At 62.6% G+C, this 12,828-nt stretch carries 9 protein-coding genes; all 9 read left to right on the top strand.

Features of this window, described 5'->3' with window-relative positions:
• The first annotated feature begins 189 nt into the window (after positions 1–189).
• The 9 genes from AC1VWL_RS01150 (at position 190) to AC1VWL_RS01190 (ending at position 12,825) form a co-directional block, all read left to right on the top strand.
• Entirely contained in the window at positions 190–4,704 is a 4,515-nt protein-coding gene (locus AC1VWL_RS01150; protein ID WP_482985447.1) for an ESPR-type extended signal peptide-containing protein, read from the top strand.
• 448 nt (positions 4,705–5,152) lie between these two features.
• On the top strand, positions 5,153–5,728 hold the full coding sequence (locus tag AC1VWL_RS01155; protein ID WP_482985448.1) for a fimbrial protein: 576 nt from the start codon (positions 5,153–5,155) through the stop codon (positions 5,726–5,728).
• Between the two features lie 58 nt (positions 5,729–5,786).
• Positions 5,787–6,533, top strand: a complete 747-nt coding sequence (locus tag AC1VWL_RS01160; protein WP_482985449.1) for a fimbrial biogenesis chaperone — start codon at positions 5,787–5,789, stop codon at positions 6,531–6,533.
• Between the two features lie 87 nt (positions 6,534–6,620).
• The gene (locus AC1VWL_RS01165; RefSeq protein WP_482985450.1) at positions 6,621–9,314 is read left to right on the top strand and encodes a fimbria/pilus outer membrane usher protein; all 2,694 of its coding nucleotides are present in this window, start codon (positions 6,621–6,623) and stop codon (positions 9,312–9,314) included.
• Complete coding sequence (locus AC1VWL_RS01170; protein ID WP_482985451.1) at positions 9,311–10,396, top strand: fimbrial protein; 1,086 nt, start codon at positions 9,311–9,313, stop codon at positions 10,394–10,396. Before AC1VWL_RS01165 ends, AC1VWL_RS01170 begins: the two co-directional genes overlap by 4 nt.
• 11 nt (positions 10,397–10,407) lie before the next feature.
• Positions 10,408–10,914, top strand: a complete 507-nt coding sequence (locus tag AC1VWL_RS01175; RefSeq protein WP_482985452.1) for a fimbrial protein — start codon at positions 10,408–10,410, stop codon at positions 10,912–10,914.
• 10 nt (positions 10,915–10,924) lie between these two features.
• Entirely contained in the window at positions 10,925–11,416 is a 492-nt protein-coding gene (locus AC1VWL_RS01180; protein ID WP_481533756.1) for a fimbrial protein, read from the top strand.
• Positions 11,417–11,425: 9 nt separating this feature from the next.
• Positions 11,426–11,944, top strand: a complete 519-nt coding sequence (locus AC1VWL_RS01185; protein WP_482985453.1) for a fimbrial protein — start codon at positions 11,426–11,428, stop codon at positions 11,942–11,944.
• Positions 11,945–12,510: 566 nt separating this feature from the next.
• The gene (locus AC1VWL_RS01190) at positions 12,511–12,825 is read left to right on the top strand and encodes a hypothetical protein (protein ID WP_482985454.1); all 315 of its coding nucleotides are present in this window, start codon (positions 12,511–12,513) and stop codon (positions 12,823–12,825) included.
• Positions 12,826–12,828: the final 3 nt, after the last annotated feature.

Here is a 12,828-nt window from a genome sequence, read left to right on the forward strand (position 1 = left end):
ATTCAACCCGTGCCAGATAGCCGTGCCTCCCGTACGGAACTGGCCCGCCCTCCAACGCGACGCATTGCACGCATGAATGCACCTCGCCGAGGACCACGATTCAGGCTCGCTACATGCGCCGGGATCGCGGGTTGAGTCGGTAACGACACAGCCGGGCCTCGCCAAGCGCATCAACTACGAGGAACCGCCATGAACAAGATCTATCGCATCGTTTGGAACCATGCTGCCGGCCAGTGGATGGTCGCTTCCGAGCTGACCAAGGGCCGCGGCAAGCGCGCCCGTGTACGCCGCGCGGCCTTGGCCGTTGCCCTGGCTCTGCCGTTCGGCGGTGTGCTGGCTGCCGAGGTGTGCACGACCGACGCAGGTATCGCCGGCACCGTGGACGAACATGGCGCTTGCGTCGTGGAGAACACCGCGTTCGGTGGCATCGGCTTGATGGGTGCCGTGGACGGCGGTACGGCTACCGGCGCTAACGCCGTGGCCGTGGGTCCGGGCTCCCGAGCCATCGGCGACCGTTCTGTAGCCATAGGTAATGGTGCCGTAGCCAGCAATCTGGCCAACGTCGCCATCGGTGATCAAGCCAACACTGATGGCTTCAATGCTGTTTCCATGGGCTACAACGCCACTGCCAATGGCAACTACACCCTGAGCCTGGGTGGTGGTTCCACCGCGACTGGCGGGCGTGCCACTGCGGTGGGCACGGATGCTTCTGCATCGTTCAACAATGCCACCGCTGTCGGCAATGCCGCCCTGGCGAACGCCGCGTACTCAACGGCAGTTGGCAATGCTGCACAGACCTCCGGTATCTCTTCCATCGCCTTTGGCAGCAACGCCAACGCCAGCGCCTTGAACGCCAGCGCAATCGGTAACAACTCCCTCGCCAGCGGGCTCAACTCCGTGGCTTTGGGCTACAGCAGCAATGCAGTGAACAGCTCCAGCGTCGCACTGGGACCGGCCGCAGCAGCAGGTGGCTTCGACGTCAACGGAGATCCGATTGGCTCGAACCAGATTGCAATCGGCAACGTCGCAGCGGCGCTGGCAGACCGCTCCATTGCGTTGGGCGCTGGCGCTACCGTTGCCGCCGAAGCCCAATACGGCATGGCCTTCGGCCGTATGGCCTCGGTGACCGCCGATGGCGTGAACGCCGTTGCCATTGGGCAGGCGTCGATTGCCGACCGCGCCGACAGCGTTTCCTTCGGCAGCAGCAGTGCAGGGCGCCAGCTGATCAATGTAGCGGATGGCACCGAAAACACCGACGCGGTCAACGTTTCCCAGTTGAACTCCGCCAAGGCAGAACTCGGCAACATCATCACCAATGTCTCCAACAATCTGGCCGACGCCACCCGCTATTTCAAGGCCAATGGCGCCATGGATGGCAGCGACGATGCCTCTGCCACCGGAAACAACTCGGTGGCAGTCGGCGTGGCCGCCAAGACTTCCATGGCGAACAGCGTGGCCATGGGCTTCACTGCTCAGACAGGCGATGTGAACGCAGTTGCCATCGGTCGTGGCGCCACCACCACGGCCGGCAGCGCCAGTGCCATCGCCATCGGCAACGGCACTTCGGCCACTGGCACCTCGGCCACAGCCGTTGGCATGGGCGCAGTAACCACCGCCAATGAGGCCGCTGCGTTTGGCGCCCGCGCCAGCGCTTCTGGTGTGGCTTCGGTCGCCATCGGCGCAAACGCTCAGGCGGTGAACGCCAACGGCGTGGCCATCGGTAGCGGCGCGAAAACCCTGTTCGGCAGCGCCGGTGCAATGGCACTCGGCAACGGCGCAACTGCTGCGGGCGTTTCGTCCACGGCGGTCGGCGCTGGCGCGGTGACTAGCAACACCGAAGCATCCGCGTTTGGTAGCCGTTCGAGTGCACTTGGTGATGGCGCTGTCGCAGTAGGCCGTCAAGCATCAGCAGTCCAGTTCTCCACGGCAATGGGCTCCAACGCCAGTGCATCGCAGGTCTATTCCGTGGCCATTGGCCGTCAGGCATCGGCGTCGGCCAACTCGGCCATTGCCATCGGCATGCAGGCCAACGCCAGCAATGGTGGCGCCATGGCCGTCGGCTCCGGCGCGGTGGCATCCGGTGATCGTGCAGCGGCAGTGGGCCCCGGTGCCCAGGCGCAGAATGCGTTCTCCGCTGCCTTTGGCCGTCATGCGATTGCCTCGCACGATGAAGCGGTGGCCATCGGCCATCAGTCCACCACCGACCGAGCCAACAGCATCTCCATCGGCAATGCCAGTGTGCAGCGCCAGCTGGTCAACGTGGCAGCGGGAACCGAAGACTTCGATGCCGTCAACGTATCGCAGCTCAAGGCGCTGGGTCTCATCGACCAGGATGGCGAGATGCTGAACGCAGTCGTCTACGACGCCGATGACAAGGGCGCGGTCAGCTTTGCCGGCGCCAATGGCACCGTGCTGAAGAACGTGGCCGAGGGTGACGTATCTGAGGACAGCAAGGAAGCCGTCAACGGTTCGCAGCTGCATGCCACCAATGAGCAGGTTGCGCAGAACACCACCAACATTGCCAACATTGATAACCAGGTCACCAACATCGACGGTCGCGTGACCAACCTGGAGGCGGGTTTCAACGACGGCAGCATCGGTTTGGTTCGCCAGGATGCCGTCAGTCGCGACATCACCATTGCCGAGGCCACCGATGGCACTCGCGTGTCGATGGCTGGCACGGCGGGTGATCGCGTGATCACCGGCGTGGCAGCAGGTGTCGATGACAGCGACGCCGTCAACGTGTCCCAGCTCAAGGCGACTGGCTTGATCGATGCCGATGGCAATACGCTCAATGCAGTGGTCTACGACGCCGATGACAAGGGCGCGGTCAGCTTTGCTGGCGCCAATGGCACCGTGCTGAAGAACGTGGCCGAGGGCGACGTATCCGAGGACAGCAAGGAAGCCATCAACGGTTCGCAGCTGCATGCCACCAATGAGCAGGTTGCGCAGAACACCACCAACATTGCCAACATTGATAACCAGGTCACCAACATCGACGGCCGCGTGACCAATCTGGAGGCGGGTTTCAACGACGGCAGCATCGGTTTGGTTCGCCAGGATGCCGTCAGTCGCGACATCACCATTGCCGAGGCCACCGATGGCACGCGCGTTTCGATGGCCGGCACCGCAGGCGACCGCGTGATCACCGGCGTTGCGGCAGGTGCCGATGACAGCGATGCCGTCAACGTGTCCCAGCTCAAGGCGACTGGCTTGATCGATGCCGATGGCAATACGCTCAATGCAGTGGTCTACGACGCCGATGACAAGGGCGCGGTCAGCTTTGCCGGCGCTAATGGCACCGTGCTGAAGAACGTGGCTGATGGCGATGTGTCCGAAGGCAGCAAGGAAGCCGTCAACGGTTCGCAGCTGCATGCCACCAATGAGCAGGTTGCGCAGAACACCAGCAACATCACCAACATCGATGGCCGCGTGACCAACCTGGAGGCTGGCTTCAACGACGGCAGCATCGGACTGGTGCGCCAGGATGCCGTCAGTCGCGACATCACCATTGCCGCCGCCACCGATGGCACGCGCGTGTCGATGGCAGGCACCGCAGGCGACCGCGTGGTCACCGGCGTAGCAGCAGGTACCGATGACAGCGATGCCGTCAACGTGTCCCAGCTCAAGGCGACTGGCTTGATCGATGCCGATGGCAATACGCGCAATGCAGTGGTCTACGACAGCGATGCGATGGACAGCATCACCCTGGGCGGCAAGAACGCTACCCAGCCGGTCAAGCTGAAGAACGTGGCCGATGCAACCGAAGACGACGAAGCCGTCAATCTGGCACAGCTGAAGGCAGCGGGTCTGGTGGATGCCGGTGGGCAGACGCTGGACGCAGTGACCTACGATGCCGACAGCAACCGTGGCCAGGTGACCTTTGCCGGCGCCAATGGCACCGTGCTGACCAATGTGGCGGACGGCCGCATCCAGTCCGGCAGCCGCGACGCGGTCAACGGTGGCCAGATTGCCGCCCTGCGCGACCAGTTGCAGAGCCAGATCGGCGATATCGACAACCGCGTGACCAACATCGAGAACAACGGCGGTGGCGGTGGTGGCGACAACCCGTACTTCGACGCCAATGGCAATGAAGCGCCGGTACGCGGTGGTACGACACCATTGCCGGCTGCCGATGCCCAGGCGGATGGTGCCAGCGCAGTCGCTGCTGGTAACGGCGCCAGCGCTTCGGGCAGCACCAGTGTCGCTGTAGGCGCCAATGCCGAGGCCAAGGGTGACAACGCTGTCGCACTGGGTGCTGGTTCGGTGGCTGACCGTGACAACACTGTGTCCGTGGGCTACCAGGGCGGTGAGCGCCAGGTGACCAATGTCGCGGCCGGCGTGCGTGATACCGATGCAGTCAATGTTTCCCAGCTCAACCAGCGCCTGGCCGAAGCCAAGGACTACACCGACCAGCGCATGGACGATATGTGGAACGGCGTGAACGATCGTATCGATCATGCCAATCGCCAGGCCAACCGCGGCATCGCCGGTGCATCGGCGCTTGTCCAGGTAACCCCGTACCTGCCGGGTAAGACGGTTCTGAACGCTGGCATGGCGACGTACCGCGGCGAGAGTGCGATGGGCGTCGGCATCTCGCGCTGGAGCGATAACGGTCGCGTCAATGTCAATGCTGGCGTCTCCGTCGCCCGCGGCGACAGTGCCATCTTCCGCGTCGGCGTGGGTGTGGTATTGGGCGATTGATGCACAGCCCCTGGCAGCGACCAAGCTGTCAGGGGCTTGGTTTCCCGCGTTGCTTTCCAGGATTTGAAAGCGTGCCCGGCCCCATGGCCGGGCATTTTTTATACCTATGAAAGCGCAACGCGGGACGCATCCATGTTCACAGCAGTCACCACAATTGGTTCTGACTCAGAGCACGAAACATTTCGGTTTTATCCGAAACTTTGCAACTACTTGCATATACCGAACCCTTGCCGGTTCCTATTCTTTCCACACCGCACAAGCCTGCGGTCGTGCGTGCAAGGACGCTCGGATTGCAGTTGATATCCCCCGTACCCGGCATGGTCCAAAGGCACGCAACACAAGCCCAAGCGACCTGCACACACCTACACCCGTCGCGCGCGCTCCCCCGCGCCCGATGAACACGTCCGCCTTGGCGGATACATCACAACTGTTGATAGGAAGATTGCAAATGAAGTACTTCACGATCGCATCTGCTGCAGCTGCCGCCCTCGCATTGGCCTCCTCGGCCCACGCGGCCTCCACCACCGGCGGCACCATCACCTTCACCGGCGTGGTCAACGACGCCACCTGCACCGTCTCCGGCGGCTCGGGCACCGACGGCGGCACCGGCAATTTCTCGGTTGCACTGGACCCGGTCAATGCCAACCTGCTGGCCAATGCCGGCGACACCGCCAACCCGAAGGTGTTTGACGTGATCATCGGCGGCCCGGGCCAAGGCACCTGCGAAGACGGCAAGATCGCCAGCATGTCGTTCCTGCCGTCCAGCACGCAGGTCGATCCGGTCACCGGCGCACTGAAGAACGTGCTGACCGGCGAAGCCACCAACGTCCAGATCGAACTGGCCGACGACGCTGCCCAGGCGATCAATCTGGCCGTTCCGGGCCAGTCGTGGGACGCCACCATCGGCGCTGTCGCTCCGAACACCGGCAAGGTGCAGTTCCAGGCGCACTACCTGGCCGTCAACGGCGCTTCCACCCCGGGCTTGGTCAACACCAACGTGGTGTATTCGGTCGTTTACAACTGATCCTTGCGGATCCATTGCGTGTGGCGGCGGTTGCCGCCACACGTTCAGGAGGTGAGTCATGAACAAGTATCTGCGTAGCCTGTTGTGGGTTGTTGCAACGTTCTCCCTGTTTGCCAGCGCGCACAGCCAAGCAAGCGTGGTGATCGGAGGCACCCGCATGGTCTACCCTGCCGATGATCGTGAAATCACTGTAAAGCTAACCAATGAAGGCAGCCGCCCTGCCCTGGTGCAGGTGTGGTTGGATCAAGGCGATGAAACATCCACGCCGGATACCGCCGATGTGCCCTTCACCGTCTCCCCCCCGATCTTCCGCATGGATGCCGACAAGGGCCAGGCCGTGCGCATCGTGCATACCCGCCAGCCGATGCCTAGCGATCGCGAGTCGCTGTTCTGGATCAACGTGCTGGAAGTTCCTCCCAAAGCTGAGAACAGCGACGATCGCAATCTGTTGCAGTTCGCTTTTCGCACGCGCATCAAATTGTTCTTCCGCCCTAATGGGCTTCCGGGTGACGCCGCAAGCGCCCCCCCGCGCCTGAACTGGAAGCTGGTGCCTGCCGCCGATGGCAAGGGTCATGCGCTGCAGGTAAGCAACCCCACTGCCTTCCACGTCAGCTTCGCCCAGGTGGCGCTGAAGCAGGCAGGCCAAAGCCTGGGCGGCCAGGGCGGCGGCATGGTCGCACCTCAAGGCACGGCGCTGTTTCCATTGAAGGACGTGAGCCAGATCGCCGCCGATGCGCAGGCCGAGTTCACCGTCATCAACGATTACGGCGCACTCAATCCGCTCACTGCACCGCTGACCCGCTGAGTTCGCTTGTCCGTTTGTCGTCGCTGTCGCTGGCCATGATGGCCAGCGGCCAGGCCCCGTGCGCTCTTTCTTCAGGAACCTGCCTCCATGTCCGCGTCGTCGCAGCCCTCCAAGCGTCCGTTCACCCGTTTGCCACGACTGGCTGCACTGCCGTTGCTGGTGGCCTCGGTGTTGTCGATGCAGGCACATGCAGACGACGCCAGCGGTGACGACGCCACCTTCGACATGGATTTCTTTCCGGCCGGTACCGCGCCGAAGATGGACCTGTCGCGCTTTGCCCGCAGTGGATATGTGCCGCCCGGCACTTATCGTGGCGACGTGGTGTTCAATGGCCAATGGCGTGCACGCACGGACATTGTGTTCCAGGACGCTGTTGGCAACGACCAACCACAAGCGTGCTTCGATGCTGATGCACTGGCAGGCTACGGCGTGGACTGGAGCAAAGTGGTCGCGGCCGGCAACACTGATGGCACCGCTGGCGTAGCGCCCGGCCGCATGCCTGCTGAACGCTTCTGCGCGCCGCTGGCTGACTATGTTCCGGGTGCCCAGGTGTCCTTCGACACCGGCACCCAGGTGCTGACCATCTCAGTGCCGCAGGTGTATACCGCCCGCGACGCACGCGGCTACGTCGACCCTTCCCAATGGGATACGGGCATTACCGCTGCCACCGTCAACTACAGCGCGCAGCTCTATCGCACCATTGGTCAATATCAGGGAACGGCCGGCTATCTTGGCGTGCAGTCCACTTTCAGCCTCGGCGGCTGGCATGCCCTGCACGCCGGTTCGCTGAGCTGGGGCCGGCACGGCCGCAGCCGCTACCAGGCAACCCGCACCACCCTGCAGCACGACCTTCCTGCGCTGCGCGCACAGCTGACCCTGGGGGACACGTTCACGTCCGGCCAGCTGTTCGACAGCGTGCGCGTGCTTGGCGCCAGCCTGGGCAGCGACAGCCGCATGGACCCGCAGTCGCGCCGCGGCTATGCCCCCATCGTGCGTGGTGTGTCCGAGACCAATGCTCGCTTGGTGATCCGCCAGCGTGGCTACGTGATCTATGACACGCCAGTTGCACCGGGGCCGTTCGCCATCGATGACCTCTACCCCACCGGCTATGGTGGTGACCTGGAGGTCGAACTGACCGAGGCCGATGGCCGCATCAAGCATTTCTCGGTGCCGTTCTCGGCGGTGCCGCAACTGCTGCGCCCTGGCAGCAGTCGCTGGGCAGCAACCGCAGGCAAGGTCGACGAGGTCAACCTGCAGGTGCAGCCTTGGCTGCTGCAGGGCACCTACGAGCGTGGCCTGACCAACAGCACCACGGCCTATGCCGGCAGCATCCTCAGCAACGGCTACCACGCTGCGCTGATGGGCGGCGCCTGGAACACCCCCGTCGGTGCCCTGTCGGCCGACCTTACCCAGGCACGCAACCGTGCACCGGGGCAGTCGGCGACGCAGGGCGTCAGTGCGCGGGTCGGCTACAACCGCAACTTCATCAACAGCGGCACCGACTTCTCGGTGGCCGCCTACCGCTATTCCACCAGCGGCTTCGTCAGCCTGCAGGATGCCGTGGCACTGCGTGACGCCACCTCGCGTGGCCACGATGTGGACGGCCTTCGCCGGCAGCGCAGCAGGATGGACCTCAGTGTCAACCAGATGCTGGGCGATGGCGCTGGCCTGTTGTTCGTCAACGGTTCGATCCGGGACTTCTGGGGCCGCCGTGGCAATGAGACCGAGTTCTCCGCCGGCTACAACAATAGCTGGAAGTCGCTGAGTTACAGCCTGTCCGTGCAGCGCACCCGCGACAGCGTGGTGCAGCACGATACCAATAACTGGCTGGACATTCCCGGTATGCGCCAGACACAGGCGCCGACCAACGCGATACGTGACACACGCCTGTCCTTCACCGTGTCAGTGCCATTGGGCCGTGCTGCCGGCGCGCCGACCGCGACCGGCATGTTCAACCATTCGCGCGATGGCGGTGAAAGCCGCAGCTTGTCGCTGGCTGGTGCCGCTGGCCCAGAGCATCGCTTGGCGTATGGCGCCTCGCTCAGCGAGAGCAACAACAACGGCGCCTATGACCTGACCGCGCAGTACAACGGCAGCCTGTCGCAGTTTGCTGCAGGTTACAGCCGGGGCTCTGGCTATCAACAGCTGAGCGGTGGCATCACCGGCGGGCTGGTGCTGCACGGCGGTGGTATCACCCTGGCGCCGCCGCTGGGCGAAACCATCGGTCTGATCCATGCCCCCGACGCTGCCGGCGCGCATGTGGAAAACGGCCAGGGTGCCAAGGTGGATCGCCGCGGGTATGCGGTGGTGCCCTACCTGATGCCCTACGAACTGAACACCATCACGTTGGATCCCAAGGGCACCGATATCGGCGTAGAAATCGCCGAGACAACGCGTCGCGTGGCACCGCGTGCAGGCGCAGTCGTGTCCCTGCGTTACGACACCCGCAGCGGGCGTGCGCTGATCATCCAGACGCGTCTGCCGGATGGGCGACCGGTGCCCTTCGGTGCCGACGTGCTGGACGCCGCCGGCAACTCCGTCGGTGTGGCCGGCCAGGCGAGTCGTTTGCACGTCAATGGGTTGCAGCACAGCGGTGCCATCACTGTGCGCTGGGGGGATACGGCAGCAGAATCCTGCCGGCTCGACGTTCATCTACCGGACGACCGAAAAGGCAGCAAGCAGATGGATTACGAGACGCTCGACCTGCCCTGCGTCAACAACGATCAAGACATGACACCTGAAGGCAGCGATGCCGACACCTCCATGCGGAGAACACCATGATCCTTTGGTTAAAACTCTGGTTCGACCAAAAGGCAGTGTGGCTGGGTTCGGCGCTGCTCGGGCTTCTCTCTTTGCTCAGCCCGATAGCTTACGCCGGCACTTGTGCCTACACTGCGGAGACGCCGACCTTCATCCGGGCAGTGACTAGCATTACCGGTTCGATCACCGTCGGCCGCGATGTCCCTGTGGGCACGGAGATCTATCAGGCCACCTTCAATACCAATCGACCGGCAAACATCCACTGCCAGCCGGGCACGTATACGCGCGCGCGTCGGTACACCAACAACCCCTATGGTCTCTCCGACTATGTGCACCCAACCTACGGGCGCCGCGTCTATCTGACATCGGTACCGGGCATCGGTGCGGTCGTGTGGTGGGCAGGAAATGCTCTGCCGACCACGGCGACCGACACCTTCAACATTCCGACCACACTACTAGCCGCCACGGCATTTGACATCAGTTTGATCAAAATCGGTGACGTCGGCGCAGGGACGATCCGTGGCTCCGACCTGCCGACGTTCGAGTACGTTGAGCTTGGTGACAACACCATCCGCATGTTGCTGGGAAGCTTCACGGGATCTCTCAACATCGTCTCGCGCACCTGCTCGACGCCCGATGTCACCGTAGACCTTGGAACCCATCAGATGAATGTGTTGTCGGGTGTTGGTTCCGGCACAAACTGGGTCAACGTGCCAATCCGGCTCAATAGTTGCCCAGGTTTTTACGATGCCCACCGCAGGAATCTCACCAACGACGATGGGGTTTCAATGCTGAACAGGACTGCAAATCAGATCCGTTACCGCGTCAATCCAGTGACGTCCATCGTCAATCCAACGCAGGGCGTGATGGCGCTGCAGCCGGATGGCGTCAACCAGACCGCCACCGGTATTGGCATCCAGATGGCAGATGGCAACAGCAACCCAATCACCTATGGCAGCAACCGTGCGTCCGGCTTGGCACTGACTGCAACCAATAATGCGAGCTACACCCTCAACCTGCGTGCACGGTACTACCAGACCGGCACAACACCGACGTCCGGCCAGGCAAACGGCGCAGCGACGGTGACATTGATCTACGAATAGGGGAAAGGATGATGTCCACGCTCTCAAGGCATCTGGCCGTAGCCTGCCTCCTGCTATGCGGTGCCCTGCCCGGCGTCGCCGCTGCGCAAGACCTCACTGTGCATTTTACCGGGCGGTTCCAGCCCGGTACATGCAGCTTCTCGGTGCCCAGTGCCGACCTGGGGACTTACCAGGCAACGGCCTTCACCGGCAGCACCACCACGGCGTGGCGGCAGGTGACGGTGACCTCCAGCAACTGCACCACGGATATCACCAACATCCACATGCGTTTCAGCGGGGTAGCTGATGTCAACAACAGCAACTACTTCGCTGTACGCAATACCACGGCCAGTGGTGTGGCCATCGAGCTGATCAATGGCGGCAGCCAGCGGGTCATCCCCAACGTGACCACGTTCGACTGGTCGCGGGCATCCATTGGTGCGAGCTACAACTTGTTTGCACGCTTCGTACAGACCCGACCGACACTGACTGCCGGCACGGTCAGCACGCCCATCACCATCCAATTCACCTATAACTGAGGACATCACGATGCGCCTGAAACTTGGTTCTCTTCTACTGATAGCCGGCCTGTCATTGCTCGCCGAAGCCGCGCAAGCGCAAACGGTAAACTTCAACCTGACTGGCAACATCCTGCCCGGCGTTTGCCGCTTCACCGCCGCGGATGTGGATCTTGGCACCTACTATGCCACCGAGTTCACCGCCGTCGGCACGACCAAAACATGGGTGGATGTGCCTGTACGCTCCACCGGCTGCGACCCTTTGGTGACGGTGATTCACATGAACGTGTCCGGCACTGCCGACGCTGCAGATAGTGCGCACTTCCGCGGCGTTGCCGGCATCGGCATCGAGATGCAGAACCCAGGTGGTCTGGCGATTCGTCCTTCCGGCACGAACGTGAACTACGTCGCCGCTTCCGGCGCGACCAACTATATGCTGCGCGCACGCTTCCGCCAGACCGCAGCAGTGGTCGCCGCTGGCAGCGTGCGCTCTGCGGTGACGATCCAGGTCACCTACAACTGAGCCCTGCCGATGCCACGACTCTTCTCCATCGCCTGCGTGGGAGCGTTGTTCCTGTTTGGCTACGCCGCCGTCCATGCCCAATCCCTGGGTTTCGATATGACAGGTGACATCCTGCCGCCCACCTGTCGCTGGGCGGTGGGCGACGGCAACCGCAGCGTTCAACTGGACGCCATTGATCTGCGCGACCTGCCTGTCAGCGGCGCGGCCGGCCACACGCCCTTCCAACTGGTGCTGGAGGGCTGTTCGGCGGGCGTCACCCAGCTTGGGTTCGCCTTCAACGGCAATGCTGATCCCAGCGATTCATTCCGCTATCAGAACCTCGGCAACGCGACGGGTGTGGCAATCGAACTCCAGACCGCAGACGGCCAAACGCTACGCGCCGACGGCACCGACAGCAGCCGCGTTGTAACGGTGATTGATGGCCGTGCTGCACTGGATCTGCAAGCCGCCTACTGGCACCTCAACGGTCAGCAGGCCAGCAGCGGCACCGTGGTTGCTGTTGCACAAATTCTGATCTCTTACCTGTAGCCTGTGTCTGGCCGCAGCAGACTGGTGGCCATGTCTTCTTATCCAAGCTTCATGGCTTCTTCAGCAAGCAGTGGCCGCTTCGAGCAGTTGCCACCTGGATTTGGCGCTTGCAGCGTCGCAACGATAGTCGCCGACTGCAGCTAAACCCAGCTGCAGCGCTCCTTGCGGACCCCACTTGCAGGAGATCTCGCCGCGCAGTTCCCATTGAACCGCCCTCTTCTGCGACGGCCACGGATCACGGAACCTGCGTAGGTCCGGTGGCAGTGACCGGCGAGATCCGTGCTGATCTGGGGACGTGACATATCAGGGATCATATGAAACGCACCGGAACCAACTCACCAATATTCACTTGATGGGTGAATATTGGTGCGTGCAATACAGGGACTCGATCAATAGATTCAGACATAGGATCATCGTCCCGTCACATGAGGTCCGCGCAGCCGATCCAGCTGCGTCGCCCGAACCTGTATATGCTCGTATACCCAGTCAGAGCCGAAGATCAGTCCCCCAAGCCCGTGATCTGTTTGACGGACTGGCCAGAGATTGCCACGTCGAGTGCAACTCACATGGAGAAGATCCTGGGTTCCGCGCTGCGATCAGAGATACGAAGAAGATTCCACGCAGGCATGCCGGTTCCATTGCCGCGGACCAAGCCCCGCAAAGGTGTCAACATCAATCTGTCGGCAGGCGAATCCCTCAAGGTGCTGGTGCACAATGAAATGGTGCGAAGCCGGATCACCCACGAGGCGCTGGCGAGAAGCCTGAGCATTCCCACGCCATCGTTGAAGCGGGCGCTGGACCTGCAGCAGCCAGCGGACGTCGACCTTCTCTCCAGCATGGTGGCAGCCATAGGCAAACGATTGGTCGCCTACATCTCGTAATCC

Source organism: Stenotrophomonas sp. STEN063 (assembly GCF_056854515.1).